The sequence below is a fragment of the Arthrobacter sp. TRD_SC_6 genome, assembly GCF_055361185.1.
This window is the reverse complement of sequence record NZ_CM143953.1, coordinates 1,579,401-1,605,330: the sequence shown is the minus strand read 5'-3', so window position 1 is coordinate 1,605,330 and position 25,930 is coordinate 1,579,401. Positions and strand designations below refer to the sequence as shown.

The window sequence follows — 25,930 nt, the reverse complement described above, 5'->3', positions numbered from 1 at the left end:
CCGTCCTGCGCATCGCTACTCCCCAGATAGGCACAGGAAAGCAAGCGGAAACACGAAAGATTGGCCGAACAAGCACCTCTTCTATTGGTTCACACATGCCTCTCGCGTACCGTAGGGGCGACGCCGGAGTTTGTACCGATAAATCCACTGGGGATAATACGGGCCGCAGTCGCCCAATTTATTTTCCTCACTTGGAAAGGTCTCCCCATGAACGTTCCCTCCGCCCGTGTCCGAAAAATCGCTGCGCTGAGTGCAGGACCCATAGCTGTCCTCCTGGCTGGTGGGATGGTATGGCAGGGCTCGCAGGCCGCTTTCACCGCCACCACCCGTAACGCCGGAAATTCCTGGAGCTCCGGGAGTGTCGTGCTCACCGACGATGACCAAGGCTCAGCGGCTTTCACAGTGGAAAACATCGTTCCCGGGCAGACCGGGCAAAAATGCATCGTCGTCACCTCCCAGTCCAATGTCGCTGGCGAGGTCCGCGCCTACACGCTGAACCTCATCAGTGCTCGTGGCCTTGAAGATCGAATTTTCTTTGACCTGGAGCTAGGTACCGGCGGGTCCTTCAACGATTGCACTGGGTTTGTTCCTACCGCCAACCAGGTGCCCGAGCTGCCCCTTTCCACTTTGGCCTCGGTAAACCGTGACTTCGCTACCGGCGGTGCTCCTTGGGTAACCACCGGAACTCCCGGAGAAAAGCAAAGCTACCGCGGCACCTGGCGTTTCGACACTACCGGCATGAGCCAGGACCAGGTCAATGCCCTCCAGAGCGCACGGGTAGGCATTGATCTGGTCTGGGAACTTCAGTCAGACGAATCGCCCACCCCGTAGTCCCGAAACACTACTAACCTTCCTGTGACTCCGGAGAAGACCGGCGCCCAACCGGTCCTCTCCGGAGTAATTTCACTGTTCTCCGCGGACGGCTGGGCTCTTTTCCTTGCCTGCCTGCTGTCCCGGCTGTACTTGGGCGTCATGCTGAGCCTTGCGCTGGTAGCTGTCCTTCCAGCCTTGGCCGGCTGGCACGGCACTGTGGTGCAAAGCGGGTCGATGGAACCCCATATCAGCGCCGGAGACGTCGTACTGGCGTCCGCGTTAGAGAACTCTGCCCCGGTTCCGGTAGGCGGAGTAGTGGAATTCACCAGCCCTGCATCGGCTGAGCCCAGTGGTGTGGAGAAAACCCGGCTGCACAGGATTGTTTCTGAAAACCCCGACGGAACCTACGTCACCGCCGGCGATGCCAACTTCGAGGTCGACAGCACCCCCCTGGTACGCGAACAAATCACCGGTCAGGCCCGCCTGTTAATCCCCTTCATCGGCCTTCCCGGACTATGGCTCGCAAGCGGCAACTTGACCACCCTCGCCCTCTGGTCAGTGCTCACCCTGTTGGCCGTCGCCACTGCCCTCTTCGGCGGTCGCCCAACCAGCAGGACACCGCCAGCGGACGAACTCGACGCAACCGATGGAACCCCCTGGTCAGACAACCCAAACGGTCCGTCAAGGCATGAGAACCACCAGGACGCGCTGGCCGATGCTGCTCCGCCGTTGGTGCTTCGGGCTGGTGCCGCGGTCGGAATTGTCACGGTGCTAGCCGCCATGGTGTTAGCCGGAGCCTCGGTGTTCTCTTCAGCGGCCTTCACCGCCAGCACAGCCAACGCCGCCAACACTTTCAGCACCGCAGCTGACTGGACACCGCCGAGGATTTCTCTCACCTCACCCGGCGCAACGGTGCGGGGCAGCACCAACGTGAGCGCTGAAGCCTCCGATGCCGAGTCCGGCATCCGCAGCGTCACCATCGAATACTCTGCAGCAGGCGGCGCGTGGACTCCCCTCTGCACAGCGACCACTCCCCCGTACTCGTGTGTGTGGAACACCGCCACCGTGCCAGACGGCGCCTACAGCCTCCGGGGAGTTGCCACGGATAACACCGGGCTCACCGGTATTTCGGCAACCGTGGAAACCCGAGTGGCGAACACTTTCGGAGTCGAACTTACCGACCCAGGTGAGTTCCAGCGGGGGACCGTCACCCTGAACACAACCCTCACCAACCCAGCTGGCGGAAGCTACACCGTCAGGGTGGAATTCTCCCCTGCGGGAACCAACAAGTGGACCACGCTGTGTAACAACCTCAACGCCCCCTACAACTGCACCTGGAACACCACCACCTTCGCAAACCAGGCCTACGACCTGCGCTCCGGAGCTGTGTCCAGTGGAAACGTCACCTACTCTGAGACGGTCACGGACGTCCTGGTGGATAACCAGGCGCCCACTGTGGCGATGGGTGATCCAGGCACCCCGCTCAACGGAACCCGATCCTTTACGGCCACGGCAAGCGACACCATTTCCGGGATTGCTCAGGTACAACTTCAATATGCCCGGACCGGCACCACCAGCTGGACCTCCCTCTGCACGGCAGACGCCGCCCCCTACACCTGCCGGTTCAACACCACCACACTGCCGAACGCCACCTACAACTTCCGCGCCATTGCAACAGACGCAGCGGGTAACACCACAACTTCCGCAGCCGTCACCAACCGGGTCGTCGACAACACCGTCACCTCGATCTCAGTCGAAGACCCCGGGCCCTTCCTCACCGGCACCGTAACCCTCAACGCGGCCGCAAACTCCAACGCAGGCATCAGTAACGTCAGAATTCAAACAGCACCCGCTGGCACAACAACCTGGACCACCCGATGTTCAATCAGTACCTCCCCCTACACCTGTGCTTGGGATACCCTCGCTGTGACCGACGGACTCTATGATCTCCGCGCCATTCTCACCGACGGCGCGGGCAGGGAAACCATCTCTGCCATCGTGCCCTCACGTCGAGTCGACAACAGCCCGCTTAGGGCAACAGATATCCAGGCAAGCAACGGGACCGGCACCACCGGACGCTTAGATACCGGCGATAGGCTGAGCTTCACCTACAGCCGAACCGTCAACCTCGCCACCATCACCCCAGGGTGGGCCGGCAGCTCCTTGCCTGTCACTGTGCGTCTCCGTGACGGAAACCTTCTCGGCCTGGGTGGATCCGGGGACACCATCGACATTCAACGACCCGGCAGCACAGTCAACCTCGGCTCCGTGAACACCAGAACGAACCTCGTTAAAAACCTCAGCACCGTCACCTTGAACGCCACCATGACCGCCACCACCATCACCGTGTCCGGCATCCCGCAAACAGTCATCACCGTCACCGTGGGAAGCCCCATAAGCAGCAGTAGCAGCCTACGCACCAACAGCACCGCCGCAGCCATGATCTGGACCCCCACCTCGTCTGTGATGACCCCAGCTGGAAGCCGGTCATCCACTGCCCCGGTCACCGAAACCGGCGCCCTCGACAGAGACTTTTGATACGACACCGCCGGCAAGTCACGGCACGGGGACCGGCGCCTTTGGCCCTATATAGCGGGCTGCCGGACGGATGATCTTCGGATCCTTGCTCTGTTCGAGAATGTTGGCGGTCCAACCGAGCACTCGCGCTGCCGCGAAGGTCGGGGTAAACAGGGCGCGATCAAGACCGACGGCTTCCATGACGACGGCGGCGTAGAACTCCAGGTTCGTGTGGAGTTGCCAGCCGGGTTTCAGCTCTGTCAGCAAAACAGGGATCCTCGCCTCCACAGCGAGCGCGAACTCGACACGCGGGCCGCCAAGCTCCTGGGCGACCTCCTTGAGCAACCGTGAACGCGGATCCTCCGTGCGGTAAACAGCATGACCGAAGCCCATGATGCGACGCCCGGACTCGATCTGCCCGGTTACCCAGGCGTCGATACTCCTCACCGAGCCGATGGCGTCGAGCATCTCCAGCACCCGCCCGGGAGCCCCGCCGTGAAGGGGTCCGGACAGTGCGCCGAGGGCCCCGACCAGGCAGGACGCGGAGTCGGCCCCTGTCGACGCGATGACCCGAGCCGTAAAAGTGGAGGCGTTGAAGCCATGGTCCAGGGCAGCCACCATGTAGGAATTGAGGGCATTCACGTGCTGCTTGGATGGCACCACGCCAGTGATCATCCAGAGGTAGTTCTCGACGTAACCCCGCGCCGGGTCCGGCTCGACGGGCTCAAGCCCAGCGCCCAGGCGGAACAACGCGGCATTGAGGAACGGTACGACGCCGGCGAGCCGGACAAGTTCGTCCCGCCGCTCCCCCGGCGTCAGGTCGTAGAGCGGCCGCGCGCCCGACGCTGCTCCCTCGAGGGCAAGGGCTGTGCGGAGCCCGGCAAGCGCATCAGACCCGTTGGTCCTGGCGATGATCGGAAGCGCCTCACGCACAGCAGGTGAGACCGCCGTCATCGGCTGGCTGGGTGCTTCCGTCGGCAACTCTCCGCTCAGCAGGAGGTGCCACACCTCCTCCACAGTGCGTGACCGTGCAAGCTCCACGGCGGAGTACTGCCGGTACGTGTAGAAGCCTTCCTGGCCACGAACTTCGCCGAGTTCGGTTTCGGCGACGACCACGTTTGCCAAGCCGCGCGGAACATCGATCAGGGTGTTGTCGGTTCGGTCTGCGGTGAGCATCTGGACCCCTTTCGGAACGTTGCTACCATTGCAGCACTCACATTGACCCGCAGGTAATCAACATTGATCGGATCAACATGGAGCGCCTGACCGCTGCTCAGGCCGCAGCCCGCCTGGGAGTGAAGACCGCCACGCTCTACTCCTACGTGTCCCGCGGTCTTCTACGCAGCGAACGGACGGAGGAGAACCGCGCTTCCACCTTCGACGCACTGGAGGTGGAGAGCATGGCCAGGAGGCGCCGCCGTCGTGCCGAGGCACCGGTCTCCGGCGCGCCGCTGATGGTCGTGGATTCGTCGATCACCCTGCTGCACGACGACGGCCTGCACTTCCGCGGACAGCCCGCCGCCCGCTTGGCGCGGGAGAAGAGCTTCGAGGACGTGGCACGGTTGTTATGGGAGGCGGGCGACGAGGCTGTCTTCGTCCCGTTCGACGGGGTGGTCGCCACCCTCCGGGATCTGGATTTGGCCGGCGCCAGGCCGATTGACTGGTTCCAGCAAAGCCTGCTCTCCTCGAGCGTTCGGGACCCGGTGAAATGGGATCTGGCCCCGCCGACGGTTCGAGCGCTGGCGGCGCGGGCGATCACCACCATGGTGGAGGTCCTTCCCCGGCAGCGGGTCAGAAAGGCTGGGTCCCTGTCCGCGGCGCTGTGGTCGCGGCTGAGCCCGGACGCTCCCGAACCGTCGGACCTCCACATCCTCAACGCGGCCCTGGTTCTACTCGCCGACCATGACCTCGCGGCGTCAACGCTCGCCGCCCGGGTAGCGGCCTCCGCCCGTGCCCACCCTTACGCGGCGTTGACTGCGGCGTTCGGCGCGTTCGACAGTTCGATGCACGGCCATGCGAGCACGAGGGCGGCGGCGATGCTCGACGACGCCCTCTCCTCGGGCAACCCGGAGGCCGCGCTCTCGCGCCAACTCTCCGCGGGCCAGGGCATTCCCGGGTTCGGCCATCCGCTCTATTCCCGTCGGGATCCACGCGCACACCTGCTGCTCGGCCTCATGCGCTCTGCTCCGCGGTACCGCGAGGTGGGCCGGGTGGCGGACCGTATTGCCGCCGTCGTCATCTCCCGGACGGACCACCTGCCCAATATCGACTTGGCACTGGCGGTGCTGGCCATCGGTGCGCGAATGGTGCCCGAAGCCGGTCCCGGCATCTTCGGCCTGGCACGGACCGCCGGCTGGACCGCGCACATTCTTGAGGAGTACGCGCAGCCGCCGATGAGGCTGCGGCCAAGCGGAAACTACGTGGGGCGCCGGCCGGTCAGTTGAAAGGCCTTAGACGGTCAATTCACCCATGCGACCCCAGCCGTCAGCCGAGATCTTCTCGCTGATGATCTGCGGGGTCTCCACAAGCGCCTGGGGCATGTCTTCCATGGCTTTGCGGAAGTGATCGCTTTTCACGTGGGCTTCGGCGGCATCATCCTGGAAGGCCTCCACCAGAACGAATTCGTTCGGGTTTTCGACGCTGCGCGACCAGTCGAACCAGAGATTCCCGGGTTCATTCCGGGTAGCTTCGGTGAACTCACGGGTAAGGTCCAACCAGCGGTCGGACCAGTCCGGTGAGACGTTGAATTTCACGACAATGAAGATCACGGGCTGCCTTTCATCGGGGGATGGTCCCAGTCTGCCAGTTCCAACCGAACACCGCGGGTCAGATCCGCGCGGAGGAGGACACCCACGCCGCCAGTGAACGCGGTGCCGTGGAATGACGGACCCCGCGCGACCTCCGCGAAACCCCAGCGGCGGTGCAGTTCCAGGGAGGCAAGGTTGTTGGCGTTAACTACGTACCAGGCGGCGTCCGCACGCTCCGCGATCCACCTCAGGCGCTCATCGGTCAGCACTGTCCCGAGACCGCGGCGGCGCCAGGCTGTTGCCACCTCCACTCCGCCGAGGTACTCGCCGGCTGGGGCAACGCCGTCGTCGGTTTCAAACCGGTGGGTCTTGGCCCACCCGACCAACTCGTCCTCAACGAACACGACGACGACGAGCCTGCCGTCGTCCTCGATTGCCGCCTGTAGGGATCCGGGATGAGCCGGCCGGCCCGCTTCCTGCTGCAGGGAAAGCATTGCGGCGATGTCATTTGGTTCCGCAATGCGCACATGCACAGACGCCGGCAGAACGCTGGAGTGAGCTTCTGAACGAAGCTCAGCGAAGCCGATCAAGGGTCAGAGTGTGAACTCAGTGAGTCCGCACCGAGGAGTGGAAGGTCCGGGCTTCGAAGAGCACCGAGTCGTGTTCCTCAAGGTCGCGGACAGCTGCGGAAATCAGGCGCTGTGCGTCGTTTTGGTCTCCGCTGAGCGAGCAGGACTGCTGGACCGCGAGCAGGGTTCCAACGAGTTCGACACGCACGCGTTCGAGTTCATGGATCCGGCGGGCAGAATCCGTCAATTCAGTGGAAGGGCTGAACGTCGGGGACTCGACCCGGAGGGCATCCGCATAGTCGGAGTGGGTAGCGGTGGACTGCATGAAGGGAACCATAGGTACTTTCCACCTGGCATTCCCCTATGCCGGGCTGGTGACTCGTTGATATTGAACTACACAGAATCATAAGCAAGCTTGCTATTCAAGGCAAACCTACTCAGGAGACGGAGCACCTTCACGGGGTGGTTCGACGGTACCGCAGTGGCCGGTCCATACCCAGCATTTCGGGGTGCGGCACCACCGCTGCACCGTCTCTGAACTCATGGTTCGAGATGCGGCGACATAGGAGTTAGCAACAAACTTGCTATGAGGCCCGTGGGGGATCGGCCAGAGCAAGTCCGCCCCCGAGTCCAATGAGTGCAACACCTGAAACGCGGTCAATGACTACGCGTGAACGGACACGTCCAAGAAGCTGGCGAACTTCGCCAATTCCGCAGACGAAGATCAACCACCACCCGATGCCGAGAACTATGTCGAGCACTCCGAGGAGAAGCACTTGTGGCGCTATCGGAAAGGAGGGTGAGACGAATTGAGGCAAAACAGCAGCGAAAAACAGTGCAGCTTTAGGGTTGAGTACATTCGCGTAAAACGACTGCCGATACACCGCACAAAGGCCCAATGACTGATCTGTTTCGGCCATATCAGCATCTGTGCTTCTCACCAGGCGATGGGCGCGCACCATGGCTTGCACCCCGAGGAAGATTAGATAAGCAGCACCCACGAGCTTCAAGGCGGTGAAGGCTGCAGCGCTGGCGAGCAACAGTGCAGCAACTCCGAGAGCTGCAGCGAGCATGTGGACGATGAGCCCGGTTTGAACACCTAAAGCCGAGACAAAACCGGCGCGGCGGTTCCTCACGGAATGACGCATCACCACGAACCAATCCGGCCCTGGAGTGATGTATGCCAGGACAGCGACGCCGAGGAACCCCAAGATCAGTCCAGTAGTCATCGTTCCATCCTCTGCCATCACACCGGCAGGTTCAACGGAACCGGACTATCCCTGACTCGATATAGAGCGGTGGACCCAAAGCCGCCGACCGCCATTCTTGGGCGGAGCGGCCTGCCCGGCCGAGGTTCGCTCACGTGGGGATGCCGAAGTTGCCGCGCACGAGGTTCCCGGGATCAAGTACGGCCTTCAGTTGCTGCAGCCGTCGAATTGATTCGGGGGGAAGCGCATCGCGAAGATTCTCTGACGGGTTCAGGAATGTGATGGGCTTCCTGGTCATAGTCGGAAGTGCAGCCGAAAGTCCCGCTTGCTTCGACGCGATCGCGGCCGAGGTTCGAGCGTCGGCAGGGACACCGAACATGTATGCCGCATATGGTGCGCCGATGGAACCATGAGGGCTGTCGCTCGCTCTTGCAAGTGCGCCGCCGAGGTGGCGCACCTGCACTGTCATCAGTGGAGCGATGGGATCGCTGGTGAGTGCCGAGATTGCTTTGTCGTCGAGGCTCGAAAGCAGCTCTCCATGCGACTGCCCAAACCCAGGAGCTGTGGGTTCGTTGGTAATGCTGCCGAGGTCACCGACGCTCATCACCGCTCGGCTGTCTGCCAGCGTTCGCGGGAGTTCCCGGATGGCGCGCATATGGGCTATGGCGGCCTGCTCCTTGCCCAGATAGGTCGAGTCGATAGCCACCATCGGGTCCGATCCAGGGAAGCTCAGGAGCTCCAGCCACAAGGTTAGCGAGTCCGGCGCCTCGGCTGTCATCGCGCGGAAACACTCCGCGACCGCGCGGGCGTGCATGCCCGACCAGAGTAACCGTCCGCCAAAGACGGCTGGCGCGTCTCGCAGAATGACCTCAAGGGCCGTCACGATAACAAGGTCACCACCGCCACCCCGAAGCGCCCACAACAGTTCGGCGTCGTCTTCTGAGGTCACCCGGCGGATACGACCGTCCGGCGTTGCAATGTCTGCGGCGACGATGCTGTCAGCCATCCATCCGTAGGCCCTACCGAACCACGACAGCCCACCACCCAACGCAGCACCGATCACACTAACCACAGGCGAGCTCCCGGGCAGCGCCGTGAGACCATGCACGGCCGCCGCCTTTTGGAGCTCCCCCGACTTCACTCCAGCCCCAACCCGCGCGATTCTCTTGCCCGGATTGATTGCTATCTCGTCGAGCAGGGTCGTTCGAAGAAGAAGCGCGCCTTCCGTCCGGCCACTGGCGCCATGACCACTGGGCTGCGCAGTGATCGGGATACCCTCGGCCGATGTGAAGTGAACGAGAGCTGCAACGTCGGCAGGGTCTGCGGCTTCCACCACCGCGCACACCTGCTGCTCAATCGCGAGGTTCCAGGGACGGCGTGCCTCGTCGAATCCGTCATCGCCGGGGAGCCATACTCGGCCCCGGAGCGATGAACGTAGACGGGCTGCATTGGCGGGTGAAAGGGTCGACATGGTAGGACTCCTGACGATTCGAGTGAGCGGCGACCGGTGCCTTCAGCCCCCTCGACAGAGGGCTTACTATGAAGTCGGATGGCACCGCGAGAATGTGACCGAGGCGCCAAACAAGGGGGGAAATATGCCAACCAAGGCCCGCGGAAAGCCTGCGCTCGAGGAGTTAGCGAGCCAATTCGAACATCATCGTCCGCGGCTGCTCCGGATTGCGCAGCGAACCCTTGGGTCCCCGTGGAGTGCTGAGGATGCGGTCCAGGAAACTTGGCTGCGGTTGCAGCGGGTTGAAGCTGGGCGCATCGACAATCTCGAAGCGTGGCTCACGACCGTCGTGTCCCGAGTCTGCATCGATTCAATCCGTCACGAGCAATCTCGCCGAGAGGACTTTGCAATCGAGGCCGGTGTCACAGACGTTGTCGACGTCGACCGGGAGGTCGGTCCTGATACCCCCGAGCATCAGGTGATGCATGCCGACGACATCAGCTTGGCACTGAGCGTGATGTTGGGCGCACTCCGCCCGCTTGAGCGGCTCAGTCTGGTTCTCCACGATGTCTTCGAGTTGCCCTTCGACGAGATAGCGCCGATCGTCGAACGATCGCCGGATGCCGCCAGACAACTTGCCTCCAGAGCCAGAGCGCGACTCCGCGTCGTCGACATCGAATCCGTGCAAGAGCAGCACCACGCCGCCCTTGATGCGTTTCTGAATGCCGCACGCAGCGGCAACTTCGGTCGCCTCCTGCAACTCCTCGACCCCGATGTGGAGCTTCGCGCGGACACCACCGCAGTAACGCTCGCCGCAAAAGGTGCAGCGCATGGCGCACCACTGCTTCGGGAACGCATCCAGGGAGCCGACGCGGTAGCGCGAATATTCGCTGGTCGAGCGCAACTTGTGCAGATCGTTCGGATCGATGGTCTCCCCACCGGCCTCTTCGTGACCGGGGGGCTGCCTCAAGCCGCCTATCTTCTCCACCTCCAAGACGGTCGCATTCGTGCTCTCGAAGTTGTCGGCAACCCCTCGGCGCTTGAGGCTCTCGGGCTCTTCGCGGGCTGACCGATGCCACGGCGAGGCGCGTCGTCGTCGTACTCTCTGCGGCTTGATCAGGTCGATAGTCATCGCCCTACAGCGGACAGTAGTTGTCCTTAATGCGTCTTATTGTGCTGTCGTATCCACCGCCCATAGAAGGAGCAGCAGTGAACTGGAAGATCGAACTCGTAGCCATCCCGGTCAGCGACACGGACCGCGCCATCGCTTTCTACCGAGATCAGGTCGGGTTCACACTCGATCAAGACCACACAGTAAGCGAGGACGTGCGCTTCGTTCAGCTCACTCCTCCGGGTTCCGCATGCTCCATTGTCCTGGGCAAGGGAATCACCGAAATGGCTACCGGATCCCAGAAGGGGCTCCAGGTGGTCATCCCCGACGCCGATGAGGCACGGGCGCATCTTCTCGCCAATGGGGTAGACGCCAGTGACGTCGACGAACAGCAGTGGGGACGGTTCGTCTACTTCTCAGACCCGGACGGCAACACCTGGTCGCTTCAGCAGCTGCCGAATTACGGGGACGCCGCCAGCAACTGAGTTGCCGCCCGGGTCCGCTTTGTTATTGTCGACTATGCAAAGCGGACCCGGGCGCGGCCTCACTCACCTCACTCCACGGGCGGTGCGGGACTACATACATACCCAGCTCTGGCCGGTTCCGCTCGCCGCCGTCGTCGTTTCGGTGGTCCTCGCGCAGTTCATCACGTGGGTTGACCGGGCGGTTGACGACAAACTCCCCGCCGCTGTGTCCGGCTTCCTTTTCGGCGGCGGGCCCTCGGCGGCCCGCTCGCTGATGGAGGCCATCGCGGGGTCCACCATCACGGTCACGTCCCTGACCTTTTCGCTCACCGTGGTGACACTCCAGTTGGCAAGCAGCCAATACTCCCCGCGACTGCTGCGCACCTTCACCAGTGACCGCTTCGTTCACAACACGCTGGCACTCTTCCTGTTCACGTTCGCCTTCGCGCTGACTGTGCTGAGGACCATCCGGGACGCCGATGACCAGTCAACCGGTTTCGTCCCCGAGATCGCGGTCTCGCTCTCGTTCCTGCTCGCACTCGCCACGGTGATTGGCCTCGTTCTCTTCCTGGGTCATCTGTCGAGACAGCTTCGCGTGGAGCGCATGCTGCAGGATGTCCGCGAGGACTTCCTGGCGACGGTGGATGAGCTTGGCGCGAACGACGACGACGGCACCTCCGTACCCACGGCACCGGCCGAAGCACACCGGGTCAGATCGAGAACTTCCGGATTTCTGGTGGAAATCAATGGCCCTGCGCTCCTGCAGGTGGCGCAGCAGTTCAACGCGGTCATCACGCTCAGCAGGTCACCGGGCGAGTTTCTTGTGCAGGGCGTGCCGTTCGCGAGCATCTGGCGCCACGGCCGGGATTCGGACGTGTGGACAGATGAGGATCAGGACGCGATTCAGGAAGCAATGAACGACACCCTGAGCATCGGCTTCGAACGCAACTCCGTCCAGGACATCGGCCTGGCCCTGCAGCAGCTCCTCGACGTTGCAGTGCGTGCAATCTCACCCAGTGTGAATGACCCAACCACCTGCATCCATGCGCTCGGACACCTATCGGCAGTACTGTCCCGACTGGCGAGAAAGGAGCCGGAACCCCAGGTCTTCCGGGACGACGCCGGGCGCTTTCGTGTCGGGATCCCCCGGCAGGGCTTTGAAGCACCGTTCGACATGGTGGTTGCGCAGATCTGCACCTACGGCGTGGACGATCAGAAAGTCGCGGCCAGGCTCATCGAGCTGCTGCGGGAAGTGAGCTGGAACGATGCGGAGAGCCGCCACCGCCCGGTGATCGTCAGGGCAGCCGAACGCATTGAAAGAGCTGTCGGCAGAAGCCAGCTCGATTCACTGGATCAGGAGGATCTGCAGAAGCAGTGCCGCGAGATTATCCGGGCTAACCCTTCACATGCCACGGAGCACCGGACGAAGAACGGCTAGCTCACCTGAACCGGCGGGCCGATGAGCAGCAGCACCGCGAAGACGACGCTCACGCTGACGATCGCCACGAGAACCGCAGCCAGGGGATTGCGCAGGACCCACGCCTGCAGTTTCTCGGCCGCACCGGACGGGCGGTCCTTGCCGGGCGCAAGCCGCCAACCGCCGTCGAGCCTTCCCTTGCGTTCCAGCCAGAGGTCCAACGGGATAGTGGCCAACGGAACGACACCGGCGAGCAGTGCGAGCGCGCCTGTTCCGGCGCTCCAGCGCTGGTTCACCCAGACAAAGGACGTACTCACCAGGTAGGTGAGGAAGACGAAGCCGTGGAGCGCCCCACCAATCGAAGCGAGGATGTCCGTGGTCTCCGCGATGTACTTCAGGTACATGCCGACGAGCAGGAGCACCCACGTCACAGCCTCCGCGATAGCAACGCTTCGGAAGAGGGTGCGGGGTGTCATAGCTGTCTCCTGTTAAGTGGGATGCGGTGCTTCAAATCTACCGCAGGGCCGTACCCACCTTTACTCCACAAGCGGGCACCGTAGCCGCGGGCTCAGATGCAACTGGACGGCCGCGGGGGGATTTCCGTACGTGCATCCGAAGAGCTGCGGAAACGATCGAACCGGCGATCACCACAGCACCAAGCCCCTGCAGCAGCGAAAGGTCTTCACCGAGCACAACCCACCCTAGGATGGTGGCGACCACGGGGCTGAGGAGGCCCAGGAACACCGATCCGGTCACGGGAAGCTGCTGAATGCCACGGAACCACAGGACATACGCGAGCGCAGTCCCGAGAACGGCGAGGTAGGCGTACCCGGCTACGTTGACGGGCGTCAGAGCTGAAGGTACGCCTTCAGCAAACAGGGCCAGCGGCACCAGGAGCATCCCTCCTGCGATCAGCTGCCACGAAGTGGTGATGAGCGGCTTCTCCGTGTGCCCCCACTTTTTCGCGAGAACGACGCCGGCGCCCATCGACACTGCGCCCCCGAGTGCTGCGGCCAGGCCGATGGCGTCCAGCCGCGCCTGCGACTGCAGGACCAGAAGCGCAACGCCGACGACGCCGGCGAGCCCGGACAGGATCACGCGCAGGGTCAACCGCTCATGAAGGATGAGGGTTGCCAGCCCCGCGACAATCAGCGGCTGGATGGCACCCACCGTTGCCGCGACTCCCCCGGGCAGCCGGTAGGCAGCAATGAAGAGCAGCGCGAAGAACACTCCGATGTTGAGCGCTCCCAGTACCAGCGATTTCCACCACCAGGAACCGGTTGGCAGCTTTCGCACCAGCAGGAGGAGCAGCAACCCGGCTGGCAGGGCGCGCAGTGCACCGGCGGTCAGCGGCAGATCGGCGGGCAGCCACTGACTGGTCACGAGGTACGTACTTCCCCAGATGGCCGGGGCCAGCGCGGTAACGAGAAGAAGGGCGAAATATTTGCTAAGCACTTAGTTAATATAGCTAAGTGCTTAGTCATTGTCTATAGTGAAGTCATGCAGGATCACGTGGATCACATAGTTCAGCAGTGGACCCGGGAGCGCCCCGACGTTGACGTCTCTCCCATGGAGGTGGTCGGGAGGGTCTCCCGTGCCGCACAACGGATCGAGAGACGCCTTGAGCAGAACTTCACGAATCACGGACTGGATTCGGGCTCCTTTGACGTCCTGGCCACACTCCGCAGGGCTGGCAGCCCTTTCACCCTCAGTCCCAAGGACCTTGCGGCCAGCTCCATGATCACCTCAAGTGCCGTGGCCCAGCGGCTCAACAGACTGGAAGATCGCGGTTTGATCGAGCGCTCCCGGAGCGGAGTAGACGGGCGGGCAACCGTCGTCGGCCTCACAGAAGAGGGCAGGACCGCGATCGACGCCGCCCTGCCAACGCACGTCGAGACCGAGCGGGAACTCTTATCGGGCCTGTCTCCGAAAGAACTTGAAGCCCTCGCCGCACTGCTCAGAAAGCTGGATCTCCAACTGGGTGAATAGTGCCTTCCAAAACTGTCAGCCGCCCGTGAGAGCATGAATTCATGCCCCAGCCCGCCTTTCCCATGATCGATGTCGCCGACATCATCAGGATGGTCGGCGGCGCCGCTTTCCAGCGCGGGCAGGGCTATGCCAAAGACTCCCTGGTCCAGGATCTGTCCTTCGAACCGGACTCCAAAACCGTTCACGCGCGCGTCATCGGAGGCTCACCCGCGCCCTACCGGACGCAGCTCTACCTCGCACTGAAGGGTGACGGCCGGTACCACTTGCGTGACAGCGTGTGCTCCTGCCCAATTGGCGTGGACTGCAAGCACGTCGCCGCCGTGGCGCTGCGTTCCAACATGGAGAACCTGCGCGCCAACCAGGAGCTCACGGCGCCACCCACCGCATCCCGCCCGGCCGGCTGGCAGGAATCCCTGTCCGGCCTGATCTCAAGCCACGAGCACGACGACGGCGCTCTCGCCCCGGTCCCGAACACACCGCTAGCGCTCCAGTTCGACCTGCGTCCGGTCACCGGCGCAACCTGGGACAAGCGGCGTGCCTACCGCGGGTTCAAGCTCGGCGTCCGCCCGGTGGTGCGTAACGCCAAGGGTAACTGGGTCAAGAACAACCTGGCCTGGGGCAACATCAGCTACCAGACCTACGGCATGAAGCTGGACCCGGATCAACACCGCTGGTTCGCCCAATTCCCCGCCCTCCACCGCGGCACGGGCGTCACCTACTTCGGAAACAATGACTCCTGGCTGTACCTTGATGACTTCAGCAACCCGCTGCTGTGGCAACTGCTGCGCGAGGCGGAACGGCTCGGCATCGAGTTCGTCGGTTCGAAGAAAAGCATCCGCATACAGCTGGCGGGCAGCGCCGTCCTGCTGCTCGATGCGACCACCACTGGGGATGCCATCCAGCTTTGTCCCGCCATCAACATCGACGGCGAGAATCATCCACCCGAAACCACCCACATCATCGCCAACCACGGTGTGTACTCGTCCTCATCGGAGGGCGTCATCACCCTCGCCCCCACAACCCGAAAGCTCAATGACCACAACCGGGAACTGCTTGAGCGCACCCGGCCGGTCCGCATCCCAAAGCGCGAACAGCAGGAATTCCTGATCAGTTTCTACCCCCGGCTGCTGCAATCCATCGACGTGGTCAGCAGCGACGGCTCAGTCACTTTCCCCGAGATACTGCCTCCCGTACTCGTCCTGACCGCTACGTTCAACGATGACCAGCTGAACCTCCACTGGGACTGGGAATACCGAACGGGGGACGCACCCACGCGTAAACCGCTCAAGAACGACGACGACGCCTTCCGCGACTCCGCGGCCGAGTCGACAGCCCTACAGGCTGCCCGTGACGCGATGGGCGGCCGGATGGCCAGGGAGCGGTCCCTCACAGGAATGGAAATGGTCGACTTCACCGAGACCGCACTCCCCCGGCTGGAGCGGCTGGACACCGTCCGGGTGGACATCATGGGAACCAAGCCGGTCTTCGAGGAGCTCACCGAGGCACCGCAGCTGCTGGTCACTGCGGTGGATACCGAGGACCGCGACTGGTTTGACCTCGGCGTCCTCATCACCGTGCAGGGCCGGAAGATCCCGTTCGACCACATCTTCACCGCCCTGGCCAAGGGGCATAAGCGGATCAAACTCGTAGACAACACCTACTTTTCCCTTGATCAGCCCATCTTCGACCAGCTTCGCGACCTCATCGATGAGGCCCGGATGCTCAATGAGTGGGAGACGGGCCTGCGGATCAGCCGCTACCAGGCGAGCCTCTGGGCCGAGTTCGAGGATCTCGCTGAAGAGACCGAACAGGCGCAGGCCTGGCGTTCGGCTGTCTCCGGCCTGCTGGAGCTCACCGAACTCGAACCCACTCCCCTGCCCGCCGGTCTGCACGCGACGCTCCGCCCTTACCAGGCCGAAGGTTTCAGCTGGCTTGTCTTCCTCTGGTCCCACGGGTTGGGCGGTGTACTGGCCGATGACATGGGGCTCGGCAAGACCCTCCAGACCCTCGCGTTGCTGACCCATGCGAAGGAACAGGGCGAAGACCGCCCTTTCCTCGTCGTGGCGCCCACCTCTGTGGTTCCCAACTGGGTGGCCGAGGCAGGGAGGTTTACGCCCGGACTCCGGGTGGTCGGCATTGGCGACACCCAGGCTAAGAGCCGCACGCCGTTGACGGAACAGATCGAGGGGGCCGACGTCGTCGTAACCTCCTACACGCTCTTCCGGCTGGACAACCCCGCCTACGCAGGTGTCAGCTGGGCCGGCCTCATTCTCGACGAGGCGCAGTTCGTCAAGAATCATGCGGCGAAGATCCACCGGTGCGCCAAGGAATTCGGTGCCCCCTTCAAGCTGGCCATCACCGGAACGCCCATGGAGAACAACCTGATGGAGCTCTGGGCGATGTTCAACATCACCGCCCCCGGCTTGTTTCCGTCATCGAGGGCGTTCACCGAGGAGTACCGCACGCCCATTGAGAAGCAGGGAAGCTCTGAGCGCCTGCAGCGGCTCCGCCGTCGAATCCGGCCGTTGATGATGCGCCGTACCAAGGAAGCCGTCGCCTCTGACCTTCCGCCGAAGCAGGAACAGGTGCTTGCCGTTGAACTGCACCCGACGCACCGGAAGATCTACCAGACCCACCTGCAGCGGGAGCGGCAGAAGCTGCTTGGACTGATCGAGGACCTTGACCGTAACAGGATGATTGTCTTCCGCTCGCTGACGCTGCTTCGCATGCTTGCGCTGGACGCTTCGCTGGTGGAGCCACAGTACGAGGGCGTCCCCTCGGCGAAGTTGGACGTCCTGTTTGAGCGACTCGAGGACGTCGTTGCAGAAGGCCATCGAGCGCTGGTGTTCAGCCAGTTCACGTCCTACCTGAAACTGGCCGCTGCCCGGCTGGAACAGCATGGGGTCGAGTTCGTCTACCTCGACGGGTCTACCCGCAAACGCGGCGAAGTCATCGACTCATTCAAAAACGGCAGTGCGCCCGTCTTCCTCATCAGCCTGAAGGCAGGCGGGTTCGGACTGAACCTTACGGAGGCCGATTACTGCTTCCTCCTGGACCCCTGGTGGAACCCTGCGAGCGAATCTCAGGCAGTGGACCGCACCCACCGCATCGGGCAGACCAAAAACGTGATGGTGTACCGGATGGTCTCGCAGGACACCATTGAGGAGAAGGTGATGAAGCTCAAGGAGCAGAAAGCCAAGCTTTTCAGTTCGGTGATGGACGACGACGCCGTCTTCAGCTCAGCACTGACGGCCGAGGACATCCGGGAACTGTTGGCCGGTTAGAAAGCTCTACCCCGCGATTTCCGTCAATCGCTCAACAACAGGCTCCCGGTCTCCCCCAACTGAAGACTGCGGTGACAGAGAGCGCGGGCAAATGCCACATCGTGTGTCGCCATCACCAGGGTGCCCCCGGCTTCGGCATGGCGCCGGATCATCTTCGCCAAAACTTCGAGCCCATGCACATCCAGGCCCACTGTAGGTTCATCGAGCACCCAAATGTCAGGTCGTCTTGCCATCAACGAGGCCAGCGCGAGGAGCCGCCGGTCACGGAAGCAGAGATCGTGCGGATGGACCCCACTCGCGTCCGCGAGTCCAACGTCCTGCAGCGCCTGCAACGCGGTTTGCTGCGATTGCTTAGACGGCGCGCCAGCCGCGCGTGGACCGAAGGACACCTCCCGTAGGGCGGTGCGCTCGAAGAGCTGGGGGTCGGTGTCCTGGAAAAGATAACCAACGCTGGCAGAAAGCGACCCGGTGGTCCGCTCCCGGATATCCTCCCCGTTCACGCGCACCGTCCCCGCTGAAGGCCGCAGCAGTCCGTTCAGATGCTGGAGAAGCGTTGATTTGCCCGAACCATTGGGGCCGAGCACTGCTACAGCCTCTCCCCGGCAAATTTCCAGCTGACCGATCGAGAGAAGGATGTCCTCGCCATAGCCAAACACGACTCCATGCAACGCTACGGCGGGCAGCCCTTCCGACGAGGACCGGCTAGCCGATGGGTCCAACCTCTGGACCAGGGCGTCTGCGCTATAGGCTCGCGCGTCCTGCGAATCAGGATCCACTGCCGTCACCATTCCACCAGCGAGTTCAAGTATCCGGTTCCCCGGCCCGAACCCGGGCGGAATCACAGGCTCAAACTGCAGCACAGCAGTTCCGTTCTGCACCAGGCCATCGAGCAGCATTTCCAGCCCCGCCCGCCCTGCCGCGTCCAATCCCTTGAACGGCTCGTCCAGCACCAACAGACCCGGTTTGCCTACTATTGCGGCCGCGATGCAGACGCGCTGCAGCTCGCCGCCTGACAACCTCCTAGGGTCACGGTCAAGGAGGTCAGTCAGGCCCATCCGCTCGGCGATATCCGAGACAAGCTCACGCATCTGTTGGGGCCGAAACCCGCGGTTGGCGAGCCCGAACGCAATTTCCTCCGCGACGGTTGCACAAACCATCGACAACTGCGCCTGAACGCGTTGTCCGACATAGCCAACGTGGGCTGCCCACGCGGCGGGATCAATCCGCGGATCGGAGCCTGTTCCCTCAAAGGTCAGTCGCTCCCCCGCTAGCGTCAGGGCTCCGACAAACCGGTGGCCTTGCCTGCCATCGGATTGGCCGGCAACCAACCGCCCAAGCGTGCTCTTCCCGGAGCCGGAAGCGCCGACAACCAGCACCCGCTTACCCGCGTCCACGGTGAGGGCAATATCTGCCAGGCAGGCGCCGTCGTCGTCGTCGTCGTCGTCGTCGTATGTGTAACTCATAAGATCGAGGGAAATCATGCTGGCCGTCCCATGTACCACCAGATAGTGAAGGCGACGACGGCGATCAGCAGGGACCATCGCACCGCCCGCTGTGTGGCGGTGTCCGTGTCGGCGCGGTAACTGGTACGCGGTTTGGACCCAGCGAAGCCGCGGGCCTCGAGTGCCTGGGACCGGTCGGCAGCGTCCATCAACAGGCCTGCGATCAACGGTCGGCCAACCATCACGAGCGCACGTACTCGCGACAATGGGTTGAGGGTAATGACGAGTCCGCGCGCCTGCTGGGCCTTGGTGATGTGGGCAGCCCGTTCCGCCACAAGCGGCGCCAACCCCAGTGAAGCACCCAGCACAAACACCAGCTTGCGGTTCCAACCGCGGTGCGTCAGGGTGCTCAGCAACTCGGAAACGTCCAGCGACAGTGCCGCGGTGAGGAGTAAACCCGTGAAGGCAGCCATACGGGTGCCCATTGACCAGGCAAACTGCAGACCCTCCTCCGTGACGGCGGCGGGGCCCAGAGCGAGCAGCACCACCTTCCCTTCCGGGTAGAAAAGCCCGTGAAGGAGTAGGAGAAAGAGAAGCATTGGCCCCAGGAGCACTCCAAAAACGACGGCGATTCTTACTACGCGGCCAGAGAACGCCGCTGCCGGCACAACCACCAGCAGAAGGACAGCAACTGAGAACCTCCAGTCATCGATCACCAGGACGAGCACCACAAGCAGCCCTGCGACGGCCAACTCGGTAAGCGGGTTGCAGATTCGGCGGACCGGCACCCTCACTCCCTTCCGGCGGTACTCTCATCCGCTCGGCTGGGCTTGACTGCCGGCGCCGCCGAGGCTCGCTGATGAAGCACCCGGTGGCGGCGCACAAAACCGAAGGACTCCCGTGTACGGCGTGGCAGCGCGTACACAATCACCGCCACCACAGTGAATATAATGAGCTTGTCGATGGTGTCCGAAGTTAGCCCCTGTTTAGTCGCCGCCACAAGCAACGTATCCCCCATTGCGCGGAACGCCGCCACAATGGCGTTGGTACCCACGGTGCCGGCTGCGCCGAACATGAAAGCAGCCACCGGAGCGGCCAGCAGACCTCCCACGACGCCGGTAATCAGCCCGGCAACAGGAACCAGATAAACGCGACGGAACATGCCCCAACGGGCTGCCGATCCGGCCAGCAGGCCGATGGCCGCGGAACCAGCAGCAAACGGCAAGGCAAACGGATTGAACAGCCCCCAGATGGCGTTGCTTAACACCCCGGTTGCGGCACCGGCCGCGGGGCCCGCCAGAACTGCGACCAGCACAGTACCAAGGGCATCAAGGTAGATCGGTAAGCCGAGGCTGCCGGCAAGCTGCCCGAAGGAAATATTCAGGGCGATACCGAGCGGCATGAGCACCAGTGCCTGTGTGTTCAGTCCAGGCAGGATACCTGCCACCAGCAGCGCACCACCTCCCAGGAAACCCAGGAGGCAGATCAGGCCTGCAGGGGAACTGGCTCCGCCGGCAATCTCTGTGGGTTGCGCCAAAACGAGATACAGGTAGGTGGTAGCGATGAGTAAGGCGCCCGCGATGATGGGCAACCGATGTGAGGACGAGGCACCGGGTTGGGACGGAAGCGTCAGGGAGGGATTCATGGCGGTCCTTACGCACTGAAGTGCATTGACTGAAGGAGCGCACCTCATGTCACCTCGGCGCTGGCCGGCGGCATCCCCCGGCAGCTCACCAGTCTACCTGGGCCGGGCGGAGGCTGCTCCCTGAGCGACGTAAGCAATACGCTCGATCATCAGCTCGAATACCTCGCCCGGTTGATTGCCGACAACCACCCTTGCGTTCGGCGCGAGCTTGCGGAACCCTGCAAAGTCGCCCACAGTCTGGGCGAACGTCAACGCCGACTCTGTTTCGACGTCGACGTGCGCCTCCCGTGCGGTGTAGTGAGCTTCACCGGTGGCGACCATCGCCGCGAAAAGGTCGTGAAGGTGGGCAATGTAGCCCTGGTTATAGAGGCGGTGGAACTCCATATAAAAGCGGAGCGCGTCGGAGACGACCTGAATCACTGGGTTCGGGGAGTCGCTCCGCAGTCCGTCAACGTCATGAGTTGAGAGCATTTCAGGAGGTGCGCCAGCGGCCGCTGCCAATCGCTCAACGTGCTCCGGGCGGCACTCGATCCGTTCGGTGGTTTCGAGTGCGCAGATAATCGGCAACTTCTCCATCGGCATACCCTCATACGCCGCGTACACCTCTCGGGCAGCGTGCGGATCGACATGCGTGTTCCACTCCGCGACGGGCGTGGTGTTGCCCGGGTAGTTGAAGGATCCACCCATGATGACCAGTCCTTTGAGCAGGTGTGGGAGTTCCGGTTCCTGCCGGAGAGCCAGTGCCAGGTTGGTGAGCGGACCTGTCACCAGACCTGTGATTTCACCGGGACTAGCCCGTGCGGCCTCCACCCACAGATCGACACCCGAGCGGCTTGAGACCGACCGTGAAGCAGGCGCCAGCGCGGCATAACCGAGCCCCTGGTCGCCGTGGGTTTCTTCGGTGGTGACAAGGGGAATCTGCAGGGGGGTCTCCCTGCCCGTTGCTACCTCAATTTCCGGTGCCCCCGCCAGCTCCAGCAGAGCCAGCGTATTGGCTGCGACCTGGCGGGCGGACACGTTGCCGGCCGTGCACGTGATTCCCTCGATATGCAGCCCCGGTACGCCGAGCAGGTAAAGGAGGGCCACGGCGTCGTCAATTCCGGTGTCAACGTCCAAAAGGAGCCTTGTAGGCTGGGAAATCATAGGCTCACCGTAGCAAGGCAGACCCGGGCGAGCCGACGCAGATCGCAGCTAAGCGCTGAGGCGCCCCTTGTTGGCTTCCTGAGCTATTACGTCGTCGCGGCTGTGATCCACAACGGGTCCAGTGCCAGCGATTTCGCGGATCAGGTCGATGCCTTTGATGGCCGCTTGCTTGGTGGGAAAGAAAGCTGAAACCGCAATCAGCGAGCCGTCTCCTGCCATAAGTTTGAGCCGATATCCGTGATCGTGAGCGTCTACCAGCTTGAAGTATCCAGACATGCGCTTACCTCCTTGTAAGGTCGCCTCAACTTCCGTCAATAATAGTAAGCGAACTTACGATTCAGTTGGAATTTATGGTCACGATTTGGAGAAGGTTGCCCGAGGTACACCAGTTTTCCGGTTAGCGGCCGCGTGCTGCCAGCGCTGCCACCAACGACGACGGCGCGTTCCTGGCGATGAATGCCAGCGCTTTGTAGCGACGGCTGGGTATCGAAACGGCCTTCCCTGCAGCCAGGTCCTTGAGGGCTGCTTCGACGACCAGCCCGGCCTCCAACCACATCCAGCGCGGCACCGATCCCTTGTCCATCCCCATGCGCTGGTGGAACTCCGTGTGTACGAATCCTGGACACAGGGCCATCACCGCCACCCCGCGCCTGCGGTAGGCGATATTGGCCCAGCGGCTGAAATTGATCATGGCAGCCTTCAAAGCCGCATAACTGCCGCGCGGAGTGAAGCCAGCAACGCTTGCCACGTTCACAATTTGCCCCGATCCCCTCTCGAGCATTCCCTGCAGCGCCGCATGGGTCAGCGCCAGCGGGACCGTGACGTGGATTGCGGCATGGTTCACTTCCTCAGCGAGGGAGTTCTGCTCGAAGGATTTGGCCAGGCCGTACCCGGCATTGTTGACGAGCAGGAAAACCGGCCGCTCCGCATCCTGCAGGCGGGCAACCACGCGGGCGACGCCGTCGTCGTCGTGCAGGTCAGCCGGCAGTACCTCCACCTCCACGCCCCAGCGTGAGCGAAGCTGCGCGGCCCTGGTCTCAAGCCGGTCCCGGTCCCGTGCAACCAGGACGAGAGCGTGGCCCCGGGCGGCAATTTGGTCGGCAAACTCTGCACCGAGCCCGGCGGTCGCTCCAGTAATCAACGCGTATTCACACATCATTTCCTTTTCCGCGAGCGAGGGAAGGCACTTCCGCTCAGCGGGTGCTGGGATCGGTTTCGGAATTATAACGAAAACTGATGCCGTGAGACTCCTTGAGTCCTAGACTGGCGGCGAGGCCCACTGCTGATGACTGGGGTCGGCCAAGGCCTTCGAAGGGACGTTCGGTGACGAACGCCCGCCAACTCGGAAGGATTGCCATGTCAGGAAACAAGGCTGTGGCCTACAAGGGCCCCGGCAAAGTCGAAATTATTGACACCGATTACCCTACGTTCGAGCTGAAGGACGGCCCGGGAGTCAACCCGGCGAACGTTGGCAGGAAGGTAAATCACGGTGTCATTCTCAAAACGGTCGCCACCAATATCTGTGGTTCCGACCAGCACATGGTCCGTGGACGAACCACGGCTCCGGCGGACCTGGTGCTCGGCCACGAAATCACGGGCGAAGTGGTTGAGGTCGGCAGCGATGTCGAGTTCATCAAGAAGGGCGACATCTGTTCGGTGCCGTTCAACATCTCCTGCGGGCGATGCCGCAACTGCAAGGAGCGCAAGACCGGTATCTGCCTCAACGTCAACCCGGACCGGCCCGGCAGCGCCTACGGTTACGTTGATATGGGCGGATGGGTAGGCGGCCAGGCCGAGTATGTCCTGGTGCCCTATGCGGACTGGAACCTGCTGAAATTCCCGGACCGGGACCAGGCCCTGGAGAAGATTCTGGACCTGACGATGCTCTCCGACATCTTTCCCACGGGATTCCATGGCGCTTATACCGCCGGCGTAGGCGTTGGAAGCACGGTGTATGTCGCGGGAGCCGGGCCTGTAGGCCTTGCTGCCGCGGTGTCCGCGCAATTGTTGGGTGCCGCCGTCGTCATCGTTGGTGATCTCAACGAGGGACGGCTGGCACAGGCGCGCAGCTTCGGTTGTGAGACTGTCGACGTCTCGAAGGGCGAACCGAAGGACCAGCTTGAGCAGATTCTCGGTGTTCCGGAAGTCGACTGCGCCGTCGATGCGGTGGGATTTGAGGCACGCGGGCACGGGACCGATGCCTCCCACGAGGCTCCTGCAACCGTGCTGAACTCACTGATGTCGATCACCGCGGCCGGTGGAGCTCTCGGGATACCCGGACTGTATGTCACCGGCGACCCCGGCGGCGTTGACGAGGCTGCCAAGGTGGGATCGCTGTCGCTTTCGCTCGGGACGGGCTGGGCGAAGTCGCTGTCTTTCACGACCGGACAATGCCCGGTGATGAAGTACAACCGCGGACTCATGATGGCGATCCTGCACGACCGAGTGCAGATCGCCAAGGCAGTCAATGCCAAGGCTATTCCCCTCGATGAGGCACCTCAGGGCTACGAGGAATTCGACCAGGGCGCTGCCACGAAGTATGTGCTGAACCCTAACGGCTACATCGCCGCATAGCTGGCGGCGTCAGGCGGGGTGTTCCTGTCATACGGCCCACCCCGCCTGGCTAGGTGAACAATCCTTGCGCGACGTGGGGCGCGAGGATTTGCCTTTGTTCATCGGTGATTCGCTGCAGCGCTCCGGTGTCGGTCGCGACGAACGCGAGGACGGTCTCGGCTTTCACGCAGACCCGGTCGGTAACAGGGTCCCGAAGCAGGTAGGAAATGGACAGACTCGCGGGCTTCAGGCGGCTGACCCACAGGTCGACCAGCAACGGTATGTTCCGGTAGTCAAGCGTTGCCGTGTACCTGATCCGGTGTTCGACCACCAGCGCCTGGACCCCGTCTCCGATCGAGGAAAACAGCGGAACCGGCGGCTCGTTTCCCACCTCTCCAGTGCCCGCTGGTTGCCCGAAGGCGCAGATGCGTGCCTCCTCAAGAATCCGGGCAACCTGAACGTTGTTGATGTGCCCGTAAGCGTCCATGTCACTCCACCGCATGGGAATTTCACACGTGATTTTCTGGTGCGCGTCCATGCATATGTTCTACAGTGGCAAGCAGGGTTTAAACCACTTGAGCCGTGGAGCCGCTTACGCTCTTTCGTCAAGCACCAACACGTCTCGATTTGGCAACGATTGAGAAACCCGTTACCGTAGGTAAATAGACCTCTCACGGAATCCTCTCGTGAGACTCCCCGTTCAGGGAAACCACAAAGCCGGCGTCACAGCACGCCGGCCGCATAATGCCCGGTGCTGCCCCTCCACCGCACGTTGCTCGTCAGGCAGACACCAAGACCAGCCCCACTGATCAGTCAAGGGTGAGCAACGGCGCAAAGACGTCCGGGGACGGAACGAGTGCAGGTGGCCTTTCGGAGCATCGTACCCCCATGAAGAACCAGAAAATCAGCCTTAACGCGCGCCGCGGACTTGCAGCAGCTGCCCTCGTCGGCCTCGGCCTCGGTGCCTCCGCCGGAGCCGCCAACGCAGCTCCAGGCAGTACCTGGGACGCCCTTGCTCAGTGCGAAAGCGGCGGCAACTGGGGCATTAACACCGGTAACGGATTCTCCGGTGGCCTGCAGTTCACCCCCTCCACCTGGGCCGGCTTCGGCGGCCAGGGTGCACCACAGGACGCCAGCCGTGAGCAGCAGATCGCTGTTGCCGAGCGCGTTCTCGCCGGACAGGGCTGGGGTGCATGGCCCGCTTGCTCGGCCAAGCTCGGCCTGACCGCCGGCGCCAACCCGACCCCAATCCCCGCTGCTCCGGCACCGGCTCCCGTCCAGGTTCAGGCTCCGGTCCAGGTTCAGGCTCCTGTTGTTCAGGCGCCAGTCCAGGTTCAGGCTCCTGTTGCACAGGCACCCGTTCAGGTACAGGCTCCTGCTGTTGAGGCACCTGCTGCCAGCGGCGACACCTACACCATCCAGTCCGGCGACACCCTCAGCACCATCGCTGAGAAGCTGGGCGTCGAAGGCGGCTGGGAAGCCCTCTACCAGCTCAATGCGGACAACCTCATCCACGCCGACCTCATCTTCACCGGCGACGTTCTGCAGCTGCCTGCCTAATAGTGTTCAGCTTCACCG

25 protein-coding genes are annotated in these 25,930 nt (G+C 62.8%); 10 read left to right on the top strand and 15 right to left on the bottom strand.

Annotation, left to right across the window (positions count from 1 at the left end):
• Nucleotides 1–207 precede the first annotated feature (207 nt).
• Together ACWA1U_RS07825 and ACWA1U_RS07820 are read left to right on the top strand one after the other, a co-directional pair.
• Complete coding sequence (locus ACWA1U_RS07825; protein WP_463724765.1) at nucleotides 208–831, top strand: hypothetical protein; 624 nt, start codon at nucleotides 208–210, stop codon at nucleotides 829–831.
• A 24-nt stretch (nucleotides 832–855) separates the two neighbouring features.
• Nucleotides 856–3,351 carry an Ig-like domain-containing protein gene (locus tag ACWA1U_RS07820; RefSeq protein WP_463724764.1) on the top strand — a complete coding sequence of 832 codons (2,496 nt, stop codon included), beginning with the start codon at nucleotides 856–858 and terminating at the stop codon, nucleotides 3,349–3,351.
• Between the two features lie 18 nt (nucleotides 3,352–3,369).
• Here ACWA1U_RS07820 and ACWA1U_RS07815 read toward each other — a convergent pair whose 3' ends face one another.
• A complete protein-coding gene (locus ACWA1U_RS07815) occupies nucleotides 3,370–4,506 on the bottom strand; it encodes a citrate synthase (protein ID WP_463724763.1) in 1,137 nt (378 codons plus the stop codon).
• A 77-nt stretch (nucleotides 4,507–4,583) separates the two neighbouring features.
• Between ACWA1U_RS07815 and ACWA1U_RS07810 the strand changes: the two genes are divergently transcribed.
• Entirely contained in the window at nucleotides 4,584–5,774 is a 1,191-nt protein-coding gene (locus ACWA1U_RS07810) for a citrate/2-methylcitrate synthase (RefSeq protein ID WP_463724762.1), read from the top strand.
• Nucleotides 5,775–5,780: 6 nt separating this feature from the next.
• Here ACWA1U_RS07810 and ACWA1U_RS07805 read toward each other — a convergent pair whose 3' ends face one another.
• The 5 genes from ACWA1U_RS07805 to ACWA1U_RS07785 all read right to left on the bottom strand — a co-directional run bounded on the left by ACWA1U_RS07805 (nucleotide 5,781) and on the right by ACWA1U_RS07785 (nucleotide 9,325).
• The gene (locus ACWA1U_RS07805; RefSeq protein ID WP_463724761.1) at nucleotides 5,781–6,098 is read right to left on the bottom strand and encodes a putative quinol monooxygenase; all 318 of its coding nucleotides are present in this window, start codon (nucleotides 6,096–6,098) and stop codon (nucleotides 5,781–5,783) included.
• Nucleotides 6,095–6,667: an N-acetyltransferase family protein gene (locus ACWA1U_RS07800; protein ID WP_463724760.1), complete on the bottom strand. Its 573-nt coding sequence runs from the start codon at nucleotides 6,665–6,667 to the stop codon at nucleotides 6,095–6,097. The genes ACWA1U_RS07805 and ACWA1U_RS07800 overlap by 4 nt, the downstream gene beginning before the upstream one ends.
• A gap of 16 nt (nucleotides 6,668–6,683) precedes the next feature.
• On the bottom strand, nucleotides 6,684–6,971 hold the full coding sequence (locus ACWA1U_RS07795) for a hypothetical protein (protein WP_463724759.1): 288 nt from the start codon (nucleotides 6,969–6,971) through the stop codon (nucleotides 6,684–6,686).
• 259 nt (nucleotides 6,972–7,230) lie between these two features.
• Nucleotides 7,231–7,875: a LysE family translocator gene (locus tag ACWA1U_RS07790; RefSeq protein ID WP_463724758.1), complete on the bottom strand. Its 645-nt coding sequence runs from the start codon at nucleotides 7,873–7,875 to the stop codon at nucleotides 7,231–7,233.
• Between the two features lie 130 nt (nucleotides 7,876–8,005).
• Nucleotides 8,006–9,325 carry an FAD-binding oxidoreductase gene (locus ACWA1U_RS07785; RefSeq protein ID WP_463724757.1) on the bottom strand — a complete coding sequence of 440 codons (1,320 nt, stop codon included), beginning with the start codon at nucleotides 9,323–9,325 and terminating at the stop codon, nucleotides 8,006–8,008.
• On the opposite strand from ACWA1U_RS07785, the gene ACWA1U_RS07780 reads away from it, so the two are divergent.
• From ACWA1U_RS07780 to ACWA1U_RS07770, 3 genes are all read left to right on the top strand, one after another.
• Nucleotides 9,324–10,373, top strand: a complete 1,050-nt coding sequence (locus ACWA1U_RS07780) for a sigma-70 family RNA polymerase sigma factor (protein ID WP_463724756.1) — start codon at nucleotides 9,324–9,326, stop codon at nucleotides 10,371–10,373. The two genes, ACWA1U_RS07785 and ACWA1U_RS07780, sit on opposite strands and share 2 nt — an antisense overlap.
• Nucleotides 10,374–10,513: 140 nt before the next feature.
• Entirely contained in the window at nucleotides 10,514–10,900 is a 387-nt protein-coding gene (locus ACWA1U_RS07775; RefSeq protein WP_463724755.1) for a VOC family protein, read from the top strand.
• Between the two features lie 34 nt (nucleotides 10,901–10,934).
• Entirely contained in the window at nucleotides 10,935–12,317 is a 1,383-nt protein-coding gene (locus ACWA1U_RS07770) for a DUF2254 domain-containing protein (RefSeq protein WP_463724754.1), read from the top strand.
• Here ACWA1U_RS07770 and ACWA1U_RS07765 read toward each other — a convergent pair.
• Nucleotides 12,314–12,772, bottom strand: a complete 459-nt coding sequence (locus ACWA1U_RS07765; RefSeq protein WP_463724753.1) for a DUF3817 domain-containing protein — start codon at nucleotides 12,770–12,772, stop codon at nucleotides 12,314–12,316. The two genes, ACWA1U_RS07770 and ACWA1U_RS07765, sit on opposite strands and share 4 nt — an antisense overlap.
• Before the next feature lie 37 nt (nucleotides 12,773–12,809).
• Nucleotides 12,810–13,751, bottom strand: coding sequence for an EamA family transporter (locus tag ACWA1U_RS07760; RefSeq protein WP_463724752.1), 942 nt, complete (start codon nucleotides 13,749–13,751; stop codon nucleotides 12,810–12,812).
• 45 nt (nucleotides 13,752–13,796) lie between these two features.
• On the opposite strand from ACWA1U_RS07760, the gene ACWA1U_RS07755 reads away from it, so the two are divergent.
• Nucleotides 13,797–14,285, top strand: coding sequence for a MarR family winged helix-turn-helix transcriptional regulator (locus tag ACWA1U_RS07755; protein WP_463724751.1), 489 nt, complete (start codon nucleotides 13,797–13,799; stop codon nucleotides 14,283–14,285).
• A gap of 41 nt (nucleotides 14,286–14,326) precedes the next feature.
• Nucleotides 14,327–17,569: a DEAD/DEAH box helicase gene (locus tag ACWA1U_RS07750; protein WP_463724750.1), complete on the top strand. Its 3,243-nt coding sequence runs from the start codon at nucleotides 14,327–14,329 to the stop codon at nucleotides 17,567–17,569.
• A gap of 23 nt (nucleotides 17,570–17,592) precedes the next feature.
• On the opposite strand, the gene ACWA1U_RS07745 is transcribed toward ACWA1U_RS07750, so the two are convergent.
• The 6 genes from ACWA1U_RS07745 to ACWA1U_RS07720 all read right to left on the bottom strand — a co-directional run bounded on the left by ACWA1U_RS07745 (nucleotide 17,593) and on the right by ACWA1U_RS07720 (nucleotide 22,955).
• On the bottom strand, nucleotides 17,593–19,050 hold the full coding sequence (locus tag ACWA1U_RS07745) for an ABC transporter ATP-binding protein (RefSeq protein WP_463724749.1): 1,458 nt from the start codon (nucleotides 19,048–19,050) through the stop codon (nucleotides 17,593–17,595).
• On the bottom strand, nucleotides 19,047–19,799 hold the full coding sequence (locus tag ACWA1U_RS07740; protein ID WP_463724748.1) for an energy-coupling factor transporter transmembrane component T: 753 nt from the start codon (nucleotides 19,797–19,799) through the stop codon (nucleotides 19,047–19,049). Before ACWA1U_RS07740 ends, ACWA1U_RS07745 begins: the two co-directional genes overlap by 4 nt.
• A gap of 2 nt (nucleotides 19,800–19,801) precedes the next feature.
• A complete protein-coding gene (locus tag ACWA1U_RS07735; protein WP_463724747.1) occupies nucleotides 19,802–20,656 on the bottom strand; it encodes an ECF transporter S component in 855 nt (284 codons plus the stop codon).
• 93 nt (nucleotides 20,657–20,749) lie between these two features.
• Entirely contained in the window at nucleotides 20,750–21,799 is a 1,050-nt protein-coding gene (locus ACWA1U_RS07730; protein ID WP_463724746.1) for a nucleoside hydrolase, read from the bottom strand.
• Between the two features lie 48 nt (nucleotides 21,800–21,847).
• Nucleotides 21,848–22,075, bottom strand: coding sequence for a YegP family protein (locus tag ACWA1U_RS07725; protein WP_463724745.1), 228 nt, complete (start codon nucleotides 22,073–22,075; stop codon nucleotides 21,848–21,850).
• A gap of 121 nt (nucleotides 22,076–22,196) precedes the next feature.
• Nucleotides 22,197–22,955, bottom strand: coding sequence for an SDR family NAD(P)-dependent oxidoreductase (locus ACWA1U_RS07720; protein ID WP_463724970.1), 759 nt, complete (start codon nucleotides 22,953–22,955; stop codon nucleotides 22,197–22,199).
• A gap of 200 nt (nucleotides 22,956–23,155) precedes the next feature.
• Here ACWA1U_RS07720 and fdhA point away from each other — a divergent pair, with 200 nt between their 5' ends.
• A complete protein-coding gene (gene fdhA, locus ACWA1U_RS07715; RefSeq protein ID WP_463724744.1) occupies nucleotides 23,156–24,373 on the top strand; it encodes a formaldehyde dehydrogenase, glutathione-independent in 1,218 nt (405 codons plus the stop codon).
• Between the two features lie 49 nt (nucleotides 24,374–24,422).
• On the opposite strand, the gene ACWA1U_RS07710 is transcribed toward fdhA, so the two are convergent.
• The gene (locus tag ACWA1U_RS07710; protein ID WP_463724743.1) at nucleotides 24,423–24,839 is read right to left on the bottom strand and encodes an acyl-CoA thioesterase; all 417 of its coding nucleotides are present in this window, start codon (nucleotides 24,837–24,839) and stop codon (nucleotides 24,423–24,425) included.
• A 401-nt stretch (nucleotides 24,840–25,240) separates the two neighbouring features.
• Here ACWA1U_RS07710 and ACWA1U_RS07705 point away from each other — a divergent pair, with 401 nt between their 5' ends.
• On the top strand, nucleotides 25,241–25,912 hold the full coding sequence (locus ACWA1U_RS07705; protein ID WP_463724742.1) for a transglycosylase family protein: 672 nt from the start codon (nucleotides 25,241–25,243) through the stop codon (nucleotides 25,910–25,912).
• Nucleotides 25,913–25,930 lie beyond the last annotated feature (18 nt).

Excerpts from the sequence above, each read along its gene's own strand:
- ACWA1U_RS07825 (WP_463724765.1), top strand. The coding sequence starts at position 208 with ATGAACGTTCCCTCCGCCCGTGTCCGAAAAATCGCTGCGCTGAGTGCA.
- ACWA1U_RS07815 (WP_463724763.1), bottom strand. The coding sequence starts at position 4,506 with ATGCTCACCGCAGACCGAACCGACAACACCCTGATCGATGTTCCGCGC.
- ACWA1U_RS07810 (WP_463724762.1), top strand. The coding sequence starts at position 4,584 with ATGGAGCGCCTGACCGCTGCTCAGGCCGCAGCCCGCCTGGGAGTGAAG.
- ACWA1U_RS07795 (WP_463724759.1), bottom strand. The coding sequence starts at position 6,971 with ATGCAGTCCACCGCTACCCACTCCGACTATGCGGATGCCCTCCGGGTC.
- ACWA1U_RS07790 (WP_463724758.1), bottom strand. The coding sequence starts at position 7,875 with ATGACTACTGGACTGATCTTGGGGTTCCTCGGCGTCGCTGTCCTGGCA.
- ACWA1U_RS07780 (WP_463724756.1), top strand. The coding sequence starts at position 9,324 with ATGGTAGGACTCCTGACGATTCGAGTGAGCGGCGACCGGTGCCTTCAG.
- ACWA1U_RS07785 (WP_463724757.1), bottom strand. The coding sequence starts at position 9,325 with ATGTCGACCCTTTCACCCGCCAATGCAGCCCGTCTACGTTCATCGCTC.
- ACWA1U_RS07770 (WP_463724754.1), top strand. The coding sequence starts at position 10,935 with ATGCAAAGCGGACCCGGGCGCGGCCTCACTCACCTCACTCCACGGGCG.
- ACWA1U_RS07765 (WP_463724753.1), bottom strand. The coding sequence starts at position 12,772 with ATGACACCCCGCACCCTCTTCCGAAGCGTTGCTATCGCGGAGGCTGTG.
- ACWA1U_RS07755 (WP_463724751.1), top strand. The coding sequence starts at position 13,797 with ATGCAGGATCACGTGGATCACATAGTTCAGCAGTGGACCCGGGAGCGC.
- ACWA1U_RS07750 (WP_463724750.1), top strand. The coding sequence starts at position 14,327 with ATGCCCCAGCCCGCCTTTCCCATGATCGATGTCGCCGACATCATCAGG.
- ACWA1U_RS07745 (WP_463724749.1), bottom strand. The coding sequence starts at position 19,050 with ATGATTTCCCTCGATCTTATGAGTTACACATACGACGACGACGACGAC.
- ACWA1U_RS07735 (WP_463724747.1), bottom strand. The coding sequence starts at position 20,656 with ATGAATCCCTCCCTGACGCTTCCGTCCCAACCCGGTGCCTCGTCCTCA.
- ACWA1U_RS07730 (WP_463724746.1), bottom strand. The coding sequence starts at position 21,799 with ATGATTTCCCAGCCTACAAGGCTCCTTTTGGACGTTGACACCGGAATT.
- ACWA1U_RS07725 (WP_463724745.1), bottom strand. The coding sequence starts at position 22,075 with ATGTCTGGATACTTCAAGCTGGTAGACGCTCACGATCACGGATATCGG.
- ACWA1U_RS07720 (WP_463724970.1), bottom strand. The coding sequence starts at position 22,955 with ATGTGTGAATACGCGTTGATTACTGGAGCGACCGCCGGGCTCGGTGCA.
- fdhA (WP_463724744.1), top strand. The coding sequence starts at position 23,156 with ATGTCAGGAAACAAGGCTGTGGCCTACAAGGGCCCCGGCAAAGTCGAA.
- ACWA1U_RS07710 (WP_463724743.1), bottom strand. The coding sequence starts at position 24,839 with ATGGACGCTTACGGGCACATCAACAACGTTCAGGTTGCCCGGATTCTT.
- ACWA1U_RS07705 (WP_463724742.1), top strand. The coding sequence starts at position 25,241 with ATGAAGAACCAGAAAATCAGCCTTAACGCGCGCCGCGGACTTGCAGCA.